The organism is Archangium sp. (genome assembly GCF_036277355.1).
Taxonomy (GTDB): domain Bacteria; phylum Myxococcota; class Myxococcia; order Myxococcales; family Myxococcaceae; genus Archangium.
In genome coordinates this window covers 63,776-82,465 of the sequence record NZ_DASUNC010000046.1, presented here as the reverse complement: position 1 = coordinate 82,465, position 18,690 = coordinate 63,776, and the positions used below count along the sequence as shown (strand labels likewise).

General features: G+C 69.0%; 22 protein-coding genes. 13 read left to right on the top strand and 9 right to left on the bottom strand.

The genetic code is table 11. The annotated features are described in order from the left end of the window. Window position 1: 1 nt before the first annotated feature. From VFZ09_RS11730 to VFZ09_RS11715, 4 genes are all read right to left on the bottom strand, one after another. Window positions 2–2,242, bottom strand: a complete 2,241-nt coding sequence (locus VFZ09_RS11730) for a peptidase domain-containing ABC transporter (protein ID WP_329727615.1) — start codon at window positions 2,240–2,242, stop codon at window positions 2–4. A gap of 141 nt (window positions 2,243–2,383) precedes the next feature. After that, a complete protein-coding gene (gene hpt, locus VFZ09_RS11725) occupies window positions 2,384–2,917 on the bottom strand; it encodes a hypoxanthine phosphoribosyltransferase (RefSeq protein ID WP_329727614.1) in 534 nt (177 codons plus the stop codon). 10 nt (window positions 2,918–2,927) lie between these two features. After that, window positions 2,928–3,743: a uracil phosphoribosyltransferase gene (locus tag VFZ09_RS11720; RefSeq protein WP_329727613.1), complete on the bottom strand. Its 816-nt coding sequence runs from the start codon at window positions 3,741–3,743 to the stop codon at window positions 2,928–2,930. A 30-nt stretch (window positions 3,744–3,773) separates the two neighbouring features. Then, window positions 3,774–4,376 (bottom strand): thymidine kinase, encoded by a 603-nt coding sequence (locus VFZ09_RS11715; protein WP_329727612.1) that lies wholly within the window; start codon window positions 4,374–4,376, stop codon window positions 3,774–3,776. 134 nt (window positions 4,377–4,510) lie between these two features. Here VFZ09_RS11715 and VFZ09_RS11710 point away from each other — a divergent pair, with 134 nt between their 5' ends. From VFZ09_RS11710 to dnaB, 9 genes are all read left to right on the top strand, one after another. Next, on the top strand, window positions 4,511–4,912 hold the full coding sequence (locus VFZ09_RS11710; protein WP_414640693.1) for a DUF5658 family protein: 402 nt from the start codon (window positions 4,511–4,513) through the stop codon (window positions 4,910–4,912). Window positions 4,913–5,002: 90 nt separating this feature from the next. Then, window positions 5,003–5,308 carry a septation regulator SpoVG gene (gene spoVG / locus VFZ09_RS11705; RefSeq protein ID WP_329727611.1) on the top strand — a complete coding sequence of 102 codons (306 nt, stop codon included), beginning with the start codon at window positions 5,003–5,005 and terminating at the stop codon, window positions 5,306–5,308. Between the two features lie 67 nt (window positions 5,309–5,375). After that, window positions 5,376–6,329: a ribose-phosphate pyrophosphokinase gene (locus VFZ09_RS11700; protein ID WP_047856544.1), complete on the top strand. Its 954-nt coding sequence runs from the start codon at window positions 5,376–5,378 to the stop codon at window positions 6,327–6,329. Between the two features lie 193 nt (window positions 6,330–6,522). Then, the gene (locus tag VFZ09_RS11695) at window positions 6,523–7,188 is read left to right on the top strand and encodes a 50S ribosomal protein L25/general stress protein Ctc (protein WP_414640696.1); all 666 of its coding nucleotides are present in this window, start codon (window positions 6,523–6,525) and stop codon (window positions 7,186–7,188) included. 72 nt (window positions 7,189–7,260) lie between these two features. Continuing rightward, window positions 7,261–7,839 (top strand): aminoacyl-tRNA hydrolase, encoded by a 579-nt coding sequence (pth, locus tag VFZ09_RS11690; protein ID WP_329727609.1) that lies wholly within the window; start codon window positions 7,261–7,263, stop codon window positions 7,837–7,839. Window positions 7,840–8,067: 228 nt separating this feature from the next. Beyond that, window positions 8,068–8,532, top strand: coding sequence for a 30S ribosomal protein S6 (rpsF, locus tag VFZ09_RS11685; RefSeq protein WP_047856541.1), 465 nt, complete (start codon window positions 8,068–8,070; stop codon window positions 8,530–8,532). A 51-nt stretch (window positions 8,533–8,583) separates the two neighbouring features. Continuing rightward, entirely contained in the window at window positions 8,584–8,931 is a 348-nt protein-coding gene (gene rpsR, locus VFZ09_RS11680) for a 30S ribosomal protein S18 (protein ID WP_116120511.1), read from the top strand. Between the two features lie 33 nt (window positions 8,932–8,964). Continuing rightward, window positions 8,965–9,411 (top strand): 50S ribosomal protein L9, encoded by a 447-nt coding sequence (gene rplI, locus VFZ09_RS11675; RefSeq protein ID WP_329727608.1) that lies wholly within the window; start codon window positions 8,965–8,967, stop codon window positions 9,409–9,411. A 215-nt stretch (window positions 9,412–9,626) separates the two neighbouring features. Beyond that, a complete protein-coding gene (gene dnaB / locus VFZ09_RS11670) occupies window positions 9,627–11,000 on the top strand; it encodes a replicative DNA helicase (RefSeq protein ID WP_329727607.1) in 1,374 nt (457 codons plus the stop codon). Between the two features lie 3 nt (window positions 11,001–11,003). Here the strand turns inward: dnaB and VFZ09_RS11665 are convergent, their stop codons facing one another. From VFZ09_RS11665 to thiE, 4 genes are all read right to left on the bottom strand, one after another. After that, window positions 11,004–11,669, bottom strand: a complete 666-nt coding sequence (locus tag VFZ09_RS11665; protein ID WP_329727606.1) for a hypothetical protein — start codon at window positions 11,667–11,669, stop codon at window positions 11,004–11,006. An 80-nt stretch (window positions 11,670–11,749) separates the two neighbouring features. After that, the gene (gene thiD, locus VFZ09_RS11660) at window positions 11,750–12,490 is read right to left on the bottom strand and encodes a bifunctional hydroxymethylpyrimidine kinase/phosphomethylpyrimidine kinase (protein WP_329727605.1); all 741 of its coding nucleotides are present in this window, start codon (window positions 12,488–12,490) and stop codon (window positions 11,750–11,752) included. Beyond that, complete coding sequence (locus VFZ09_RS11655) at window positions 12,487–13,248, bottom strand: gamma-glutamyl-gamma-aminobutyrate hydrolase family protein (protein ID WP_329727604.1); 762 nt, start codon at window positions 13,246–13,248, stop codon at window positions 12,487–12,489. The genes thiD and VFZ09_RS11655 overlap by 4 nt, the downstream gene beginning before the upstream one ends. Then, window positions 13,245–13,922 carry a thiamine phosphate synthase gene (thiE, locus tag VFZ09_RS11650; RefSeq protein ID WP_329727603.1) on the bottom strand — a complete coding sequence of 226 codons (678 nt, stop codon included), beginning with the start codon at window positions 13,920–13,922 and terminating at the stop codon, window positions 13,245–13,247. The genes VFZ09_RS11655 and thiE overlap by 4 nt, the downstream gene beginning before the upstream one ends. Window positions 13,923–14,017: 95 nt before the next feature. On the opposite strand from thiE, the gene VFZ09_RS11645 reads away from it, so the two are divergent. The 3 genes from VFZ09_RS11645 to VFZ09_RS11635 are packed head-to-tail and all read left to right on the top strand — an operon-like array spanning window position 14,018 to window position 15,211. After that, window positions 14,018–14,251, top strand: a complete 234-nt coding sequence (locus VFZ09_RS11645; protein ID WP_329727602.1) for a hypothetical protein — start codon at window positions 14,018–14,020, stop codon at window positions 14,249–14,251. 4 nt (window positions 14,252–14,255) lie between these two features. Continuing rightward, window positions 14,256–14,555 (top strand): DUF1844 domain-containing protein, encoded by a 300-nt coding sequence (locus tag VFZ09_RS11640; RefSeq protein WP_329727601.1) that lies wholly within the window; start codon window positions 14,256–14,258, stop codon window positions 14,553–14,555. After that, on the top strand, window positions 14,552–15,211 hold the full coding sequence (locus tag VFZ09_RS11635; RefSeq protein WP_329727600.1) for a hypothetical protein: 660 nt from the start codon (window positions 14,552–14,554) through the stop codon (window positions 15,209–15,211). Before VFZ09_RS11640 ends, VFZ09_RS11635 begins: the two co-directional genes overlap by 4 nt. Before the next feature lie 12 nt (window positions 15,212–15,223). Here VFZ09_RS11635 and VFZ09_RS11630 read toward each other — a convergent pair whose 3' ends face one another. Further along, entirely contained in the window at window positions 15,224–15,892 is a 669-nt protein-coding gene (locus VFZ09_RS11630; RefSeq protein ID WP_329727599.1) for a hypothetical protein, read from the bottom strand. Between the two features lie 67 nt (window positions 15,893–15,959). Here VFZ09_RS11630 and clpB point away from each other — a divergent pair, with 67 nt between their 5' ends. Further along, complete coding sequence (gene clpB, locus VFZ09_RS11625; protein ID WP_329727598.1) at window positions 15,960–18,563, top strand: ATP-dependent chaperone ClpB; 2,604 nt, start codon at window positions 15,960–15,962, stop codon at window positions 18,561–18,563. The last annotated feature ends 127 nt before the right edge of the window (window positions 18,564–18,690 follow it).

Here is an 18,690-nt window from a genome sequence, read left to right as displayed (position 1 = left end):
TTCAACCCTCCATCTGATTCTCCACGAGCGCGCGGTAGCGCCCGCCCTCGCGAGCCAGCAGCTCCTCGTGGGTGCCCTGCTCCACCACGCGCCCGCGCTCCAGCACGACGATGAGGTCCGCGCGGCGGATGGTGGAGAGCCGGTGCGCCACCACCACCACGGTGCGGCCGGCCACCTCGCGCTGGAGCGACTCGGTGATGGCGCGCTCGGTGGTGGCATCCAGGTGGCTCGTCGCCTCGTCGAGGAAGAGCACGCGGGGATCCCGGTAGATGGCGCGCGCGAGCTGCAGCCGCTGCTCCTCGCCGCCGGAGAGCCGGATGCCGGACTCGCCGATGCGCGTATCCAGCCCCTTGGGCAACGCGAGCAGGTCATCCAGGCACGCGGTGCGAGCGGCGTGCATCAACCGCTCCGGGTGGGGCCGCTCGTCGCCGAGGGAGATGTTCTCCGCGAGCGTGCCATCGAAGATGTCCGTCTTCTGGAAGACGTAGGCCACCGAGCGGCGCAGGCCAGAGGGAGGCAGCGACTCCAGGGGAGCGCCGTCGTAGAGGATGCGGCCCTGCTGGGGGCGGTAGAGGCCGTGCAGCAGGTGGGCGAGCGTCGTCTTCCCGGCGCCGGAGCGGCCGACGATGGCGGTCATCTTCCCCGCGGGCAGGGTGAAGCTCACGTCGTCGAGGATGGGAGGCTCGTGGGGAGAGCCATAGCGGAAGGTGACGTGCTCGAGCCGGATCTCCGGAGCGTGGGCGAGCCCCGGAGCCTGGGTGCCGGGAGCCTCGAGCGACTCCGGCTCGGCCTCGTAGACGACCTCCACGCGGCGCAGGGAGAGGGCCACGTCCTGCAGCTCGTGCACGAAGGTGACGAGGTTCTGCAGGGGGTTGAGCACCAGGGCGAGGATGGCGAGGGTGGCGACGAGCTGGCCGATGGACATGCGCCCCTGGAGGACGAGCCAGGCCTCGTAGAGGAGGATGCCCAGGTACATGGCCTGGTTGATGAAGAGGGTGCCGCCCTGGTGGAGGGTGTCGAGCAACCAGAGGCGGCGGCAGGCGGCGAAGTCACGGGCCTGGAGCCGCTCCCAGGAGGCGCGCATCTGCTGCTCGGCGCTGGCGGCCTTGAGGGTCTGGATGCCTCCGAGCATCTGAAGCTCCAGGCGGCTGGCCTCGGCGCCCACGCGGAAGCGCTCGGCGTCCAGACGGCCGCGGCGAGGCAGCAGCACCAGCGTCCAGGCCGCGTAGAGCACGGCACCGCCGAGGAAGAGGGCGAAGACGGTGGTGTCGTAGAGCAGGAGCACCCCGGAGTAGCCCACCAGCATCACCAGGTCGAGCAGCACGGAGGAGGCGGCGCCCTGGAGGATGCGGCGGATGCGTTGGTGGTCCTCGATGCGTTTGAGCAGGTCGCCCCGGTGGCGCCGGGCGAAGAAGGACAGGGGCAGCGACAGCAACCGCTTCCAGAAGCGGGTGAGCAGCAGCATCGAGTAGCTGCCGGAGAGCAGGAAGAGGGCGGCGCCCCGGGCGGCGGTGACGGCCACCTGCGCGGCCAGCAGGACGCCCAGGCCCACGCCGATGGCGGTGAGCAGCGGCACGTCGCGTCCGCCCACGGCCTTGTCCACCAGCCCCTGGACGAGGAACGGCTGCGCCAGCGCCAGTCCCTGGAGCAGAAGCGTGGCGAGGACGATCTGCGCCAGCAGCGCGCGGTAGCGCAGCATCCCGTGGACGAAGCGGCGCAGCGCGGTGGGGCGGCGCGCGGGAGCATCGGACACGGCCCGGGGCTGGAAGAGGGCCTCGGTGGGCTCGAGCAGCAGGAGGATGCCGTTCCAGTGCGAGGCCAGCTCGGCGCGAGGAATGCGCCGCAGACCCATGGCGGGGTCCCCCACCACGGCGTTGCGCGCATTCACCTCATAGAGGACGACGAAGTGGTTGCCCTCCCAGTGGGCGATGGCGGGCAGCAGGGCCTGGCCCTCCTCGTCCTCGAGGTCGGCCGCGTCCTCCACGTGGACACCGCGGGCCCGGAAGCCGAGCTGCTCGGCCGCCCGGGCGATGTCCAACAGGGTGGAGCCCGGGGCACGCACATACGCGAGCTCGCGCAGCAGGGCCTGGGCCTGCTCCGAGCCGTGGTAGGCGGAGAGCATCTCCAGACAGGCCGGGCCACAGTCCGCCTCCTCGACCTGACGGCGGAGCGGATAGCGGCGGCGGCGCCGGGAGAAGGCGGCGAGCCGGGTGCGGAGGCGCGGGGCGGAAGTGGCTAGCACGGCCCCTCGGATGGATGGACCCACGCACGTGACATGGGGCAGACCATGGGGAGGGGCGGACTGCCTCGCAAGGAGCGCCTGGTCCGCTGGCCGCCGGGCCGGGGACCCAGCGGGCCCCGGACACGGCGGAGGACTTCGGGACTACTTCCCCTTCATCACGCCGATGAAGGGCAGGTTGCGGTAGCGCTCGGCGTAGTCGAGCCCGTAGCCCACGACGAAGACGTCGTCGATGACGAAGCCCTTGTAGTCGATGGGCACCTGGGTGCGGGCGCGCGAGGGCTTCTCCAGCAGCGAGCACACCTTCACGGACGCCGGGTGCCGGGCCTTCAGGTTCTCCAGCAGGAAGCTCATGGTGAGCCCGGTGTCGATGATGTCCTCGATGACGAGCAGGTGCTTGCCCGCCATGGGCTTGCTCACGTCGGTGGTGATGCGCACCTCGCCCGTCGTCTCGGTGCCGCCCTGGTACGAGGACACCCCGAGGAACTCGATCGTCAGCGGCAGGTCCACGTAACGCGCCAGGTCCATGGCGAAGAACGCCGAGCCCTTGAGCACGCAGATGAACGTCAGCTCCTTGCCCTGGTAGTCGCGGGTGATCTGCTCACCCAGCTCGCGCACGCGCGCCTGGAGCTTCTTCTCGTCGATGTGGACGCCGACATCCTTCTCGTAGAAAGCCACGGTCCTACCTCTACACGTACGCGTTGTTCATGATCTCCCCGAAGCCGCCGCCACCGGGGACGATGTATTGCCGGTCATCCAGCCCCCGCTCCTTCTCCCACAGCTCGCCGGGCACCGTGCCGAACACCTCCGGCGGTGACAGCCCGCGGTCCAGGCGCAGCGCGTACACCACCACATCCGGATGCTCGCGGGAAATCCTCCGCAGGAACTCGGGGGTGACGATCAGGTTGAGGCTGAGGATTCGCCGGGGCGTGCCGGGGACCTTCTCCTTGTACATGCTCACCGCGGTGCTCAGGCTGCCGCCGGTGGCGCCCATCGGGTCCGGGAAGAGGACGATGGCGTCGTCGATGTCCCCGCCAATCTTGGCCCCGCCGATGTTCGACCCCACCACGTGCTCCTTGGCGTCGATCATCCGGCTCATGATGATGTGATCCTGGCGCACCAGCACCGGGTCCACCGTGGTGTTGAGCAGATCGTACGTCACCTGCGAGGGCAGCGTGCCGGCGCGGGCGATGTTCACCGTCACCGCGCGCACCGCCGGGTCGATGACCTCGCCCTGGTACATGCCCTGGGGCGTGTGGTCGATCATCCGGGTGGGCATGGCCACCATCTTGCGGGGGAACTCCGCGTTGATGACCGTCTTCACCAGGTCCGTGTAGAGCAGCGCCACCAGCCGGTTGATCTCCGGCTGCACCGTGCCCTTGCTGCACAGCTTCGCCAGCTGCGAGAGCAGGAAGGGGTTGCCCACCAGGTGCACGTTGGGGCCATACCGGTGGGGCATCTCGCTCAACTGGAAGGGGACATTGGCGTAGAGGGTGTCACGCATGGCCGGACCTCTGGAGCGTCAGTCGGGGCTTCAGTGTTCGAACAAATCGAGCGTCTGGGGAGGCGTGGCCTCGGTGGGCTCGGCCCGGTGGCACTTGCGGCAGCGGGCCTCGTAGGCCCCGGCGGCGCCCACCACCACGCGCTCTCCACTATCCACCAGACGCTGCGAGCGGTTGGCCGGATTCCCACACACCACGCAGATGGCCAGTTGCTTCGTCACGTACTCGGCGATGGCCAGCAGCTGCGGCATCGGCTCGAAGGGGCGGCCCTGGTAGTCCTGGTCCAGCCCCGCGACGACCACGCGGATGCCCCGGTTGGCCAGCGCCTCGCACACCGCCACCACCTCGGTGCCGAAGAACTGCACCTCGTCGATGCCCACCACCTGCGTCTTGGGGCCCAGATGGTGGAAAATTTCTTCAGCCCGTTCAATCGGGATGGACGTCAATTTCAACTGGGAGTGGCTGACCACCTGGGTCTCGTCGTAGCGGTTGTCCAGTCGGGGCTTGAACACCTGGACGACCTGCTTGCCGTAGACGGCGCGCTTGATGCGGCGGATCAACTCCTCCGTCTTGCCCGAGAACATCGAGCCGCAGATGACCTCTATCCACCCGATGTCATTGGGAAATTGTTGCACGCGGAGGACTCGTCGGCAGGCGGTGCGGGAGCGCGGGTCTCCTCTGTCACGCCCCTCCTGGCACGTCAACTTTCGAAATCCGCCCGGGCTTCCCGCACCAGGCCTCCCGGGGCCCCTCCACGTTGGCAAGCATCTTGAAGAACCCCGTCGCGGATTCCAACGGGGAGGTCCGGGTGGCGGCGACGACGCAGGCATCGCGGTGGTCGGGTATCGAGGGGGCTTCGTTCCACATCACTCCGGCGGCGGTCCTGCTGCTGGTGCTCAACCTGCTGGACGGGCTCTTCACCCTCACCTTTTTACAGCTGGAGGTGGCCGAGGAGCTCAACCCGCTGATGCGCGTGGCCTACGAGCACTCGCCCCTGGCCTTCATGGCCATCAAGGTCACCATCGTGAGCCTCGGACTCACGCTCCTGTGCCTGCACCGCTCCATGCGGCTGAGCCAGCGGGCCATCCAGGCGGGGGCCGCCCTCTACATCGTCATCGACGTCTACCACCTCGCGTTCCTGGCCCACATGTGTCATCGGGGCATCGGTTGACGCACAAGAAGCCCCGCAAGACTTGCTTTTCCGGCCCGGTCCGATTCAGGCTCCCCTCCAGCGCGTACCTCGAGGGTCTGTGGGGGGACCATGAACATCACCGACGTCAAGGTGTACCCGGTCGACGAAGATAAGCTGAAGGCCTACGTGACCATCACGCTGGATCACTGTTTCGTGATCCGGGATTTGAAGGTGATTCACGGAGCGTCCGGCTTGTTCATCGCCATGCCGGCCAAGCGCCGCAAGGACGGGACGTACAAGGACATCGCCCATCCGCTCAACGCGGACACGCGCAACCAGATGGAGCGGACCATCCTCCAGGAGTACGAGCGGCAGCAGCACACGGGGGGCGGGGTACCGAGCCCCTTCCTGGCCGCCGCGGGCGACCACGACTGAGCACCCGTCCGGGCAAGCACGTGGAAGGTACTTCCCTTCCGCCACGGGGCGCGTTAGTAGCGCGCCCATGCAGCAGCCCCGCGACTTCAAGGTGTTCACCGGGAGCTCCAACCCGGGTCTGGCCCATCGCATCTGCGACTATCTCAAGCGCCCTCTGGGAAAGGCCTCGGTGGGCCGCTTCTCGGACGGAGAGATCCACGTGGAGATCGGCGAGAACGTGCGCGGTCTGGACGTCTTCATCGTCCAGTCCACGTGCCCGCCGACGAACGACAACCTGATGGAGCTGCTCATCATCTGCGACGCCCTCAAGCGGGCGAGCGCCGGCTCCATCAACGCCGTCATCCCGTACTACGGGTATGCCCGGCAGGACCGGAAGGTGGCGCCGCGCACGCCCATCACCGCCAAGCTGGTGGCGGATCTGCTGGAGGTGGCCGGGGCCACGCGCGTGGTGTCCATGGACATGCACGCCGGGCAGATCCAGGGCTTCTTCAACATCCCCTCGGATCACCTCTACGCCTCGCCGGTCTTCCTGGATGATCTGCGCAAGAAGTTCCCGGACACCCAGGACATGGTCATCGTGTCGCCGGACGCGGGCGGCGTGGAGCGGGCGCGCGCCTACTCCAAGCGGCTCAACTGCGGCCTGGCCATCATCGACAAGCGCCGGCCGCGGCCCAACTCCTCCGAGGTGATGAACCTCATTGGAGACGTCAACGGCAAGGACGCCATCCTGGTGGACGACATGGTGGACACCGCCGGCACGCTCACCCAGGCGGCCGCCGCCCTCAAGGAGCGGGGCGCTCGCCGGGTGGTGGCCTACGCCGTCCACCCCATCCTCTCCGGGCCCGCCATCCAGCGCATCCAGGACTCGGTGCTGGAGGAGCTCGTCATGACGGACACGGTCCCCCTCTCGCCCGCCGCCCAGGCCTGCGGCAAGCTGAAGATCATCACCACCGAGCGGCTCTTCGGTGAGGCCATCGCGCGCATCCACCGCGCCGACTCGCTCAGCTCCCTCTTCGTCTAGGCGAAGAAGGGCCCTCCTGTCCGCCGGGCGGCTTGACTCCGGCCGCCCGCGCTGGCATGTCGCACCCACACCACGTTGGCCCTTCGCTTCCGGAAGGCGCCGTCTCGGGGCCCGCCACGGGGGCGGGATGCCAGAGGCGCCAGGGTCCAGCGCGGTCACACCGCAGTCCCCATAAAAGAGGAAATCCATGTCCATCGACAAGAGCACGCTCGAGGTGAAGGCGCGTGAGGGCTCCGGCAAGGGCGCCGCCCGCCGTCTGCGCAGCCAGGGCCTGGTGCCCGCCGTCGTCTACGGCAAGCACCTGGAGAAGCCCCTGAGCGTCGCCGTCGACCCCAAGGCCGTGCGCGCCGCCATCAACACCCCGCACAAGCTCAACACCCTCATCACCCTCAAGGGCGTGGGCGCCGACCAGCAGGTCCTCTTCAAGGACTATCAGCGGGATCCGGTCACCCGCGACATCCTACACGTGGACTTCATCGCCGTGCGTGAGGACGAGCAGGTGAAGGTGAACGTGCCGCTGATCCTCATCGGCAAGGCCGAGGGCGTGGCCGATGGCGGTCTGCTCTCCCAGGTCCGCCGTGAGATCGAGGTCTACGCCATGCCGCGCTCCATCCCCGAGAAGATCGAGGTGGACGTGACGCCGCTGAAGATCGCCATGGCCATGCACATCAACGATGTGAAGCTGCCCGAGGGCGTGGTGGTGAAGTCGAACGTCAACTACACCATCGCCGTCGTGAGCGCGCCCGAGGGTGCGGCCGAGGCGGCTCCCGCGGCGGCGGCTGCTGCGGCTCCCGCGGCTGCTGCGGCCAAGCCCGCGGCCGGTGCGGCGGCCAAGCCCGCGGCCGGCGCGAAGAAGTAGTCTCTTCGTCCTGCCGTACTCGCGGGGTCAGCCCACTGGGGCTGGCCCCGTCTGTTTTTCGGAGTCACCGCCATGAAGATCATCTGTGGACTGGGCAATCCCGGGCGCGAGTACGAGCGCCACCGTCACAACATCGGCTTCATGGTGGTGGAGGCGATGCTGGGGCGAGCGCGCGCCGAGCTCAACCACGAGAAGTTCCAGGCCCGGGTGGGCCAGGGCTCCCTGGGCGGCGAGAAGGTCCTCTTCCTGGAGCCGCAGACGTACATGAACCTGTCCGGCCGCTCGGTGGCCGAGGCGGCGCGCTTCTACAAGGTGGCGGTGGAGGACATCCTCGTCATCCACGACGAGTTGGATCTGCCCTTCGGGCGGCTGCAGCTCAAGGCGGGCGGGGGCAGCGGGGGCCACAACGGGCTGAAGAGCACCGTCTCCAGCCTGGGGGCGGACGGCTTCATCCGCCTGCGCCTCGGCATCGGCAAGCCCCAGGGGCCCAACGCCAAGGAGCGGGTGGCCGGCTACGTCCTGTCCAATTTCGATGACGGGGAGCGCCGGCAGCTGGAGGACCTGATCGCCCTGGCGGCGGACGCGGCCGATACCTGGGTGCGCGACGGGTTGGCCACGGCCATGAACCGGTACAACAAGCGGGCGCCTTGACTCGGGGTCCTCCCCCCCGTAGAAGGCCCCTTCCCCGCTGGCCGGAAGCTTCTGCCGGGTGGGTCTGTTCTTTTCCATCATCCCGGGTGCGCGAGCCTCCGGGACGTAACGCGAGGGAGACGGGCGCGTGGTTTTCCCGTTCCCGGCGGACGGTCCCCCTTGGACCGGCTGACCGTTTCCCCGCTCCTCGGACCTCCGGGGGGCACTCAACCCCAAGGGGAGAGAAACATGGCTGAGACGCAGGCCGCCAAGCGGCTTCGTGAGTACGAGACCATCTTCCTGGTCAAGCCGGACCTCACCGACGACAACGTGGACAAGCTCAAGGAGCGCGTCCGTGGCATCGTCGGCCGTGAGGGCGGCAAGGTCCTCCGCTTCACGGTGTGGGGCAAGAAGAAGACGGCCTTCCCCATCGCCAAGCAGCCCCGCGCCATCTACGTGCACGCCAGCTACCTGGGCGGCACGGGTCTGGTGGCCGAGCTCGAGCGCAACCTCCGCAACTACGACGAGGTCACGCGCTTCCTGTCCACCAAGCTGGCGGACGAGGTGGATCCCGAGTCCCGTCCGGTGCTCGAGGATCTGAAGCTGGCCGGTGACGTCGAGGAGACCCGTCCGGGCGCTCCCGCGGGCGTCGAGCGCGCCGCGGTGGTGGACGATGTCGCCGAGACCGAGGAGGAGGGCACCGAGGAGGCCTAGTGCCCCCGAGGTCGTCTTCTACGGATCCATTCCAGAGAAGAGGAAACACTCATGATTGGCAACGACAGGAACGCTTCCCGCGGCGGTGGTGACCGGGACCGCGGTGGTGACAGGGACCGGGGCGGTGACCGCGGTGACCGCGGCGGCGCCGGGGGTGATGACGAGAAGCGCGGTGGCCGCGGCTTTGGCCGCAAGAAGGTCTGCCGCTTCTGCGCCGAGAAGAACTCCAAGGTCGACTTCAAGGATCAGCCGACCCTGAAGTACTTCGTCACCGAGCGCGGCAAGATCATCCCCCGCCGCATCTCCGGCAACTGCGCCAAGCACCAGCGCGAGATCGCCACGGCCATCAAGCGCGCCCGCGGTCTGGCGCTGCTCCCCTACAACGCGATGGTCGGCTGACAGCCGCACCTCACGCACCAACGGAGACATCACATGAAGGTCATTCTTCGTGAGGACGTCGCGAACCTGGGCAAGTCCGGTGATCTCGTGACGGTCAAGGACGGCTTCGGCCGCAACTACCTGCTGCCGCGCAAGATGGCGGTGCTGGCCACCGAGCAGAACGTGCGCCAGCTCGAGCACGAGCGCTCGGTCATCTCGGCGCGCAACGCCAAGCTGAAGGGCGCGGCCGAGGAGCAGGCCAAGAAGATCGGCGCGGTCAAGGCCGTCATCCGCCGCAAGGTGGGAGAGCAGGACAAGCTGTACGGCTCCGTCACCGCGCTGGACATCGCCGAGGCGCTCGCCTCGCAGGGCCAGACGGTGGATCGCCGTCACATCCACCTGCCCGAGCCCATCAAGGCCACGGGTCAGTACGAGGTGGAGCTGCGGCTGCACCGTGACGTGGTGGCCAAGATCAAGGTCGAGGTCGCCGCCGAGGCCTGAGCCTCCATCCCCTCTCCCCCCGGGAGAGGGTCGGGGTGAGGGTAACCGTCACCGTCTTCAGTACCTGTGAAGACAAGGGCCGTCCGGGAGTCAACCCCCGGGCGGCCCTTTCGTTTGCGGGAGGAAGCCGGTCCCGGGGCCCCAGGCATGTCAGAGGCCGCGATCAGGCTGCTGCTACATCCTCGTAGCGGAGCCTGTAGACTGGCCGGGCATCCATGGACAACATCCTCGACATTCGGACGGGCGGGCGCAGGTCTCACGAGGACCTCGCCGCCGAGCGCGCGGTGCTGGGCGCCGTGCTCGCGGACAACACCATCGTCGACAGCCTGGCGGAGGTCGTTCATCAGGACGACTTCGCCAGTCCGGCACACGCGCAGATCTTCGCGGCGATGATCAAGCTGGCCGGCTCCTCGCGGCAGGTGGACCACCTGACGCTGGCCGAGGAGCTGAAGGTACTCGGGCAGCTGGCGGCGGTGGGCGGCCCGGCCTACCTGATGAGCCTGGACCAGGTGGTGCCCGTGCCGGGCAACGCCGTCCAGTACGCGAAGATCGTCAAGGACCAGGCCCTCCGGCGGAGGCTGGCGAACGCGGGGCGGGAGATCCAGGAGCTCGCCAGCCAGGAAACGGGCGAGCTGGACGCGCTGCTGGACGAGGCCGAGCGCAAGGTCTTCCTCCTGGCCGAGAAGAAGCGCGTGGGAGATCTGCGGCCCGTCAGCGAGCTGATGGAGCACACGCTGGACCTCCTGGACAAGATGAAGACCGCGACGACGGGCATCACCGGCCTGTCCACGGGCTACGTCGACCTGGACAACCAGCTCACGGGCCTGCACGGCGGCGAGCTCATCATCCTCGCGGCGCGCCCCGGCGTCGGAAAGACGTCCTTCGCGATGAACATCGCCACGCACGTGGGCCTGGCGGAGGACCCCAAGGCGGCGGCCATCTTCAGCCTGGAAATGCCCGCGGACCAGCTGCTGATGCGTCTGCTGGCCTCGAGCGCGCGCGTGGACATGAAGAAGCTGCGCGGCGGCCGGCTCACCCCGCATGACGAGGAGAAGTTCCAGGAGATGGCGGGCAAGCTCTACAACGCCCCCATCTACATCGACGACTCGGGTGGTCTGTCCCCCTTCGACCTGCGCGCCAAGGCGCGGCGGCTCAAGCAGCGAGACCCGCGCCTGTCGCTGATCATCATCGACTACCTCCAGCTGATGCACCAGAAGGGCAAGGTGGAGAGCCGCCAGCTGGAAATCTCCGAGATCTCCCGAAGCCTCAAGCAGCTGGCCAAGGAGCTGGAGGTGCCCATCATCGCGCTCTCGCAGCTCAGCCGTAAGGTGGAGGAGCGCAAGGGCGGCAAGCCGATGCTCTCGGACCTCCGTGAATCGGGCGCCATCGAGCAGGACGCCGACGTGGTGATGTTCATCCACCGCGAGGATCAGGGCGAGGGGGGTGAAGGCGGCGAGGTCCAGCGCACCAGCTCGGCCATCCCCGTGCAGCTCGTCATCGCCAAGCAGCGTAACGGCCCCATCGGGGACATCGACCTGGTGTTCCTCGCCGAGTACACGCGCTTCGAGAGCCGGGCGCGCGTCGAGTAGCGCTCACACCACGAACACGGCCCGCACGCGCCTGCGTCCCTTCTCCAGCTGTCTCACGAGGGACTCGGGCGTGTCGCCGGACTCGCTCCAGGCGTCGATCTCCTCCAGCTCCCAGTCCTCGAAGAGGCCCGCCCCGGAGAAGCCGGGGATGAAGCCCTCGCGCATGGCCTGCTGCACGCCGCGCAGCGGCCCGACGACGACCACGTCTCCGAAGCCGAAGAAGCGCATCGGCGTGCCGGTCGGCTCCAGCGCCGCGTTGAGCAGCGCCAGCAGCGCGTTGATGTTGAAGAAGCCCGAGAAGTCATGGAACGTGACGCTGTACCGCCGCCCACCGTGCCGCAGGCGCAGCGTGTACCGGTTGTCCGTTCCGCTTCCCTGCTGGTCGGCGTCCTCCGGCGGGGCGTGCTCCTCCCCTTCCGGATCCGGCTCTCCTGGCAGCACCTGCGTGAACCGCGCTCCGTCCAGCAGCGGCGCCACCAGCCTCGCGAGATCCAACACCAGCTGCCCATGGTTGACCGGGTACTCGCCCGCCTCCGGCTCGAAGCCGTAACCGCGCCCCAGTCTCATGAAGGTCTCGTCCCAGTACTCGGGCCTGTCGTCCTCGGGTATCCAGGCATCGGGCGGAATCTGGAGTAGCTCGCGCAGCCGGTGCTCGTTCTGGATGGCCATGTCTCCTCTCCGTGCTAGGGATCTCCTGTGTCCCATACCGGTCTGACAGTGGTTGCACGGATGTCCTGACTGGAGGCGACTCAGTCCCGGCCGGTGCGCAGGTAGCGCGTCACGTAGGACTTCGCCCGCCGGGCCGCGGCCGTGGGGGTCCTGCCCCTCCCCAGCTCCACCGCCAGGGCCGAGGCCAGCCGGCACCCCGTTCCCCGGCGCTCGGGCGCGCGCTCCAGCCGCTCCCCTTCCAGCAGCACCTCCCGGTCCGGCAGGCCCAGCACGTCCACCGCCCCCGTGTCCCGGTGCCCGCCCTTCACCAGCACCGCGCCGAAGCCGTGGGCCACCAGCGCCCTCCCCGCCTCGCGCGCCTCCTCCACCGAGCGCACCTCGCCCCCGCCGAGCAGCCACGCCGCCTCGTCCAGGTTCGGGGTGAGCACCACCTTCGGCCCCGCCAGGCCCAGGTAGTGCCGCCGCGTCAGCTTCGAGAGCGGCTCGCCCCGCGACGTCCGCACCACCGGGTCCACCACCCACCACGCGTCCACGCCGTCGAGCGCCTCGCGCAGCGCCTCCAGCAGCGCCGGTCCGGGCACCTGCCCCAGCTTCACCGCGTGCAGCGGCCCCAGCTCGAGCGCCGCCTTCACCTGCGCGCCCAGCACCCGCGCCGGCGTGGGCTGGTACAGGAACGTCCCCCGGCCCTGCGCCGTCTGCGCCGAGGGCACGGCCACCGGGGCGCCACCGAGCGCCCGCACCGCGGCCACGTCCGCCAGCAGTCCCGCGCGGCCCGTGGGCTCGTGGCCCGCGCACAGCAGCACGCGCGGCGCTCCGCTCACCGCCGGTGCTCTCGCGCCTTCTGGATGAACAGCCGGTACACCCCCACGTGCACCGGCACCGTGTGGAGCATCAGCTCCGGGTGCCACTGCACGCCCAGCGCGAAGCCGTACTGGGTGGACTCGATGGCCTCCACCACCCCGTCCGGCGACACCGCGCTCACCACCACCTGCGCGCCCATCCGCTGCGCCGCCTGGTGGTGCGTGGAGTTCACCATCAGCTGGCCCTTGCCGAGCGCCTCCGCCAGCAGCGTCCCGTCCCGCACGTCCACCGGGTGCTGCGGGTGCGTCCGGTCGTGCTTCTGCTCGTGCTCGTGCGCGCCCTTCACCTCGCGGCCGATGTCCTGGTGCAGCGTGCCGCCCAGCACCACGTTGAGCAGCTGCATGCCCCCGCAGATGCCCAGCACCGGCATGTTCCGCTTGAGCGCCCCGCGCATCAGCGCCGACTCGAAGGCCGTGCGCGACAGCTTCAGCGGCCCCATGCCCTCGCGCGCCGTCTCGCCGTACGCCTCGGGCGGGATGTCGAAGGCCCCACCCGTCACGAGCAGCCCGGAGATGCGATCCAGGTACGCGTCCACGCACGCCAGCTCGTCCGAGTACGGCAGCACGAAGGGCAGGCCCCCCGCGCGCAGCACCGCGTCCGCGTAGGGCACCTTCAACTCGTAGTACGGGAACTGCGAGTCCGGCCGGCTGGCGCTGAAGTCCGGGGTGATGCCGATGTTGGGCCGGCGCGGTGCCTGGCCATGGCCATGAGGTTTCATACGTCTCCGCCCACGAGGCTAGCCCCCTGGGCGCCCCTGTCAAAAGCAGCGGACAGGCGCCGGACACGCTCGGCGATGTCCCCGGCGAGCAGGGCATCCGAGGCCACCGCTCCACCGTGTGCCCCCGTGGCGGCCAGGCCAGCGATGTTCTCCAGCTTCACCCCGCCAATCCCCACCACCGGCAGGGGACTGGCGCGCACCACCGCGGCGAAGCCCTCCAGCCCCAGCACTGGCGCGTTCACCTGCTTGGTCGTGGTGCCGAAGACCGGGCCCAGGCCCACGTAGTCCGCTCCGGCCGCCCGCGCCGCCTTCGCGTCCTCCACGCCTCGCACCGTCACCCCCACCAGCCCCTCCGGGCCCAGCAGCGCCCTCGCCTCCTCCGCCGGCAGATCCTCATCTCCCACATGTACCCCGTGCGCTCCCGACAGCAGCGCCAGGTCCACCCGGTCGTTCACCAGGCACACCGCTCCCGCGCGCCGGCAGGCCGCCACCACCTCGCGCGCCGCCGCCAGGGCCTCCCGCAGGGGCGTCCGCTTCATCCGCAGCTGCACCACCCTCGCCCCTCCGGCGAGCAGACCGGCCGCCTTCTCCCTCAGCGGCAGCTCGGGGCGCACGGTGTCGTCACAGAGGACATAGAGGCCTCGGGGAAGGGACGGACGGGCGGGGGCGTTCATCGGCTCCGGATGGGTGGGGGTTCAGCGGCGTTGACAGAGGGTAGCCCTGCTATAAGGTGGCGCGCCCTTTTCCAAGAGATTCCGAGGAGTTGACCATGGCCAACCCGACAGACCCCAAGCAGCTCGACAAGCGTACGGCCGAGCGTTACCTGCGCTCCGGCGCCGTGGACGAGAAGGCGTACCAGCGCCACATCGAGTCCCTCCCGGATGTCTCCGAGAAGAGCGTCCCCGTCGAGACGGTGATGCACGACGAGCTGGAGAACGACGAGGACGAGGACTTCGAGGACGACGAGGACGAGGGCGACGAGGACTCCGAGTCGGACGAGTGATGCCATGAGCGAGGAGAAGCGCGGAGAGACCTTCGTGATGCGGGGTGAGGCGCCCGAGGCGCCCATCACCTTCAGCACCTTCCTCATCGGGCTGGCGTCCAGTGCCCTCATCCACCTGGGGGAGGCGCCCAACCCGGAGACGGGCACGGCCGGCAAGGACCTCGTCCTCGCCCGGCAGAGCATCGAGTTGCTGGGAATGCTGCACGAGAAGACGCGCGGCAATCTCACCCCCGAGGAGAAGCAGCTCTTCGACAACCTCCTCGCCGATCTGCGCCTGCGTTTCGTGGAGGCCAACAAGCGGTGACGTCCCCCAACTCCCCCACCCCGCTCCTGCCGCGGCGCATCCGCTTCGCGGCGGCGGTGTGCCTCGTGCTCGCCGCCCTCACGGGCTTCTCGGCCCTCCGGGAGACCCTGGAGCTGGGCCACCTGGGGGAGCTGCGCGACGAGGTCAGCAACCTGTCGCGCTTCTCCCGAGATCCGGATGTGCTCGTCGCCGCGCACATCTCCGAGGCGCAGATCGCCGCGCTCGAGCCCATGCGCGAGGCGCGCTCGCTGGTGCTGGGGGCGCTCTCGGTGGCGTGCTCCTTCGCCTTCGTGGCCGCCGGCCGGCTGCTGCGGCCCGGAGGACTGCCCCTGGAGCGGATGCGCCGGGTGCTCTCCATCTCCGCCATCCTCGCCGCCCTGCTGCGCACCATCGACGGCGCGCAGTGGGCCGTGGTGGCCCGGCGCATCGGCCCCGTCATGGCCGAGCACCTCAGCACCCTGCCCGCCTTCCAGAATCCCCAGGCCGCCGCCCAGCTCAAGGCCATGCTGCCCGGCATCGCCGCGGCCTTCGCCATGGGCATGACGGCCCTCATCGCCGGCACCTTCGCCCTGCTCGGCCAGTACTTCCGCTCCGAGAGCGTCCGCCAGGCCATCACCGCCCAGGATGGCGAGCTGGCCGTCGAAGAAGAGGACTGAGACGAGGACGGACTAGGCCGCGATGCCGCGCAGCAGGTGCTCCAGCGGCCGCTCCGACTCCGGCTCCGAGCCGGTGAGCCCCAGCCGCGTCCCCGGCATGCGGTGCAGCTGCAGCAACAGGTCCCGCTCCACCCCGTACACCCACGCCAGGTGGCCCAGCGGCCAGCGCTCCTGCATCCGCGCGAAGGCCTCGTCGTCGAACTCCCCGTCCAGGCACTCGGGCAGCTCCACCTCGTCATAGAGCAGCCGCTCCCCGCCCACGTTCTGGCCTCCACCGAAGGCCATGACCTCCTCGTACTCCTGGGGGTCGTAGACGTAGGAATGGACGGTGAGGCCGGCCTCCTTGGACAGCAGCCGGGCGAGCGCCTGGTGCTCGCTGTACCAGTGCGAGCCCCGGCGCCCCGCGGTGTGGGGGCCGTCCAGGGCCAGCCGGACGACCTTGCGCTTGCGGTAGACGGACACCGTCAGCTGGGTGTCCGCCGGAGCACCGTCCTCGACGAGCGCACGCCGGGCCAGCTCCAGGAGCTTCAGGCCGCCCAGGGATTCAGTTCGGATGAGATAACCGCCGTGCGCTTCCAGAGGATGCCCCCCAAGTGGGCGCGCATATACCCGGGGTGGTGGGAGGAAGGCAACTCCCGGAGAGCCTGGAAGTTCGTGGAGGCTCCAAGCATCCAGGCTCACGCGACAAGTGAAATCTGGGTGGTCCCCCCGTTCTTGCCAAGGCTGCCCCGGCTCTTACGTTGGGGGCATGAGACTCGACAAGTACACAGTCAAGGCCCAGGAGGCCATCCAGGAAGGGCAGTCTCTGGCGCGCCGGGCTGACAACCCGAACTACGAGCCAGAGCATCTCGCGACCGCGTTGCTCGGGCAGAAGGAGGGCATCGTCGAGCCCCTGCTGCGCAAGATTGGCGTGGACGTGAAGCTGTTCGCCGGCCGGTTGGGCGAGGCGCTCCAGAAGCTGCCGCGGATGCAGGGCGGCGAGGGCGCGACGCTCAGCCAGCGGCTGCTCAAGACATTCGACAAGGCCGAGGACGAGGCCAAGTCGCTCAAGGACGACTTCGTCTCCAGCGAGCACCTGCTGCTGGCGCTCGCGCAGGACAAGGGCGCGGTGGGCGAGGTGATGAAGTCCTCGGGCGTGACGCGCGATCGCGTGCTGTCCAGCCTGAAGGAAGTGCGTGGCTCCAGCCGCGTGACGAGCCAGGACGCGGAGTCCACCTACCAGGCGCTGGAGAAGTACGGGCGCGATCTGACCGAGGCGGCACGCTCCGGGAAGTTGGATCCGGTCATCGGCCGTGACGAGGAGATCCGCCGCTGCATCCAGGTGCTGAGCCGGCGCACGAAGAACAACCCGGTGCTCATCGGTGAGCCGGGCGTGGGCAAGACGGCCATCGTCGAGGGCTTGGCGCGGCGGATCATCGACGGCGACGTGCCCGAGGGGCTGAAGAACAAGCGGCTGGTGACGTTGGACCTGGGCGCGATGGTGGCCGGGGCCAAGTACCGCGGCGAGTTCGAGGAGCGCCTCAAGGCCGTCCTCAAGGAGGTGGCGGACGCGGCGGGGGAGATCATCCTCTTCATCGACGAGCTGCACACCCTGGTGGGCGCGGGCAAGGCCGAGGGCGCGATGGACGCGGGCAACATGCTCAAGCCGGCCCTGGCGCGCGGTGAGCTGCACTGCATCGGCGCGACCACGCTGGACGAGTACCGCAAGCACATCGAGAAGGACGCGGCCCTGGAGCGGCGCTTCCAGCCCGTCATGGTGGGCGAGCCCAGCGTGCACGACACCATCAGCATCCTGCGTGGCCTCAAGGAGCGCTACGAGGTGCACCACGGCGTGCGCATCCAGGACTCGGCGCTGGTGTCCGCGGCCAACCTGTCCAACCGCTACATCTCCGACCGCTTCCTGCCGGACAAGGCGATCGATCTCGTGGACGAGGCGTGCAGCCGCCTGCGCATCGAGATCGACTCGATGCCCACGGAGATCGACGACATCCGGCGCAAGATGAACCAGCTGGAGATCGAGCGCGAGGGCCTGCGCAAGGAGACGGATCCGCACTCGGTGGAGCGGCTGGGGAAGATCGAGAAGGAGCTGGCCGAGCTCAACGAGCGCTTCACCGGGCTGAAGGCGCACTGGGACTCGGAGAAGAAGGCCATTGCCGGCATCCGCGAGCAGAAGGAGAAGCTCGAGAAGGCGAAGAACGACCAGGCGGCGGCCGAGCGCCAGGGTGACTTCAACAAGGCGGCGGAGATCAAGTACGGCGTCGTCCCCGGCCTGGAGAAGGAGATCGCCCAGCAGAACGCGAAGCTGGCCGAGTTGCAGAAGAGCCACAAGTTCCTCAAGGAGGAGGTGGACGCGGAGGACATCGCCGCGGTGGTGGGCAAGTGGACGGGCATCCCCGTCTCCAAGCTGATGGAGGGCGAGGTCCAGAAGCTGGTGCACATGGAGGACCGGCTGGCGAACCGGGTCATCGGGCAGCGCAGCGCCATCGAGGCGGTGAGCAACGCGGTGCGCCGGGCGCGCTCCGGGTTGCAGGATCCGAACCGGCCCATCGGCTCGTTCATCTTCCTGGGCCCCACGGGCGTGGGCAAGACGGAGACGGCCAAGGCCCTGGCGGAGTTCCTCTTCGACGACGACAGCGCGATGGTGCGCATCGACATGTCCGAGTACATGGAGAAGCACTCCGTGGCCCGGCTGGTGGGCGCGCCTCCGGGGTACGTCGGCTACGAGGAGGGCGGCCAGCTCACCGAGGCGGTGCGGCGCCGGCCGTACACGGTGGTCCTGTTCGATGAGATCGAGAAGGCCCACCCGGACGTCTTCAACATGCTGCTGCAGATTCTGGACGAGGGCCGGCTGACGGACAGCCAGGGCAGGACCGTGGACTTCAAGAACACGGTGCTGATCATGACGAGCAACATCGGCTCGCAGGCGCTGCAGGAGGGCATGCAGGGCAAGGAGGAGCTGGACGAGGCGACGCGCGAGGACGTGCTGGGGATTCTGCGCCAGCACTTCCGGCCGGAGTTCCTCAACCGCGTGGACGAGGTCATCCTCTTCGAGCCGCTGCGCAAGAAGGACATCCGGAGGATCGTCGAGCTGCAGGTGGCGCGGCTGCAGAAGCTGCTGAGCGACAAGCGGCTGACGCTGGAGCTGACGGAGAAGGCGCAGGACGTGCTGTCCGACCGCGGGTACGATCCGACGTACGGCGCGCGGCCGCTGAAGCGGGCCATCCAGAAGTACCTGATGGATCCGCTGGCGCTGAAGGTGCTCGGGGGCGAGTTCCTGCCCGGGGACCACATCGTGGTGGACGCGGGCAAGGACGGGCTGACGTTCGGCAAGGGCCAGGCGAAGGCCGCCTAGCTCCAGCCAGTCGCCGCACTCCAGAAGTCCCCTGGCTCCCCAACATCCCCTCTCCCCTCGGGAGAGGGACGGGGTGAGGGTATCGAGGGCTCCGGGTTGAACCCCGGGGCCCTTTGTCATGTCACGA

Bases quoted from the DNA above. Each gene is read 5' to 3' on its own strand.
- thiE (WP_329727603.1), bottom strand. From the start codon at position 13,922: ATGAACGCCCCCGCCCGTCCGTCCCTTCCCCGAGGCCTCTATGTCCTC.
- VFZ09_RS11665 (WP_329727606.1), bottom strand. From the start codon at position 11,669: ATGGCCATCCAGAACGAGCACCGGCTGCGCGAGCTACTCCAGATTCCG.
- spoVG (WP_329727611.1), top strand. From the start codon at position 5,003: ATGAACATCACCGACGTCAAGGTGTACCCGGTCGACGAAGATAAGCTG.
- clpB (WP_329727598.1), top strand. From the start codon at position 15,960: ATGAGACTCGACAAGTACACAGTCAAGGCCCAGGAGGCCATCCAGGAA.
- VFZ09_RS11655 (WP_329727604.1), bottom strand. From the start codon at position 13,248: ATGAAACCTCATGGCCATGGCCAGGCACCGCGCCGGCCCAACATCGGC.
- pth (WP_329727609.1), top strand. From the start codon at position 7,261: ATGAAGATCATCTGTGGACTGGGCAATCCCGGGCGCGAGTACGAGCGC.
- VFZ09_RS11645 (WP_329727602.1), top strand. From the start codon at position 14,018: ATGGCCAACCCGACAGACCCCAAGCAGCTCGACAAGCGTACGGCCGAG.
- dnaB (WP_329727607.1), top strand. From the start codon at position 9,627: ATGGACAACATCCTCGACATTCGGACGGGCGGGCGCAGGTCTCACGAG.
- VFZ09_RS11640 (WP_329727601.1), top strand. From the start codon at position 14,256: ATGAGCGAGGAGAAGCGCGGAGAGACCTTCGTGATGCGGGGTGAGGCG.
- rplI (WP_329727608.1), top strand. From the start codon at position 8,965: ATGAAGGTCATTCTTCGTGAGGACGTCGCGAACCTGGGCAAGTCCGGT.
- VFZ09_RS11720 (WP_329727613.1), bottom strand. From the start codon at position 3,743: ATGCGTGACACCCTCTACGCCAATGTCCCCTTCCAGTTGAGCGAGATG.
- VFZ09_RS11700 (WP_047856544.1), top strand. From the start codon at position 5,376: ATGCAGCAGCCCCGCGACTTCAAGGTGTTCACCGGGAGCTCCAACCCG.
- rpsF (WP_047856541.1), top strand. From the start codon at position 8,068: ATGGCTGAGACGCAGGCCGCCAAGCGGCTTCGTGAGTACGAGACCATC.
- rpsR (WP_116120511.1), top strand. From the start codon at position 8,584: ATGATTGGCAACGACAGGAACGCTTCCCGCGGCGGTGGTGACCGGGAC.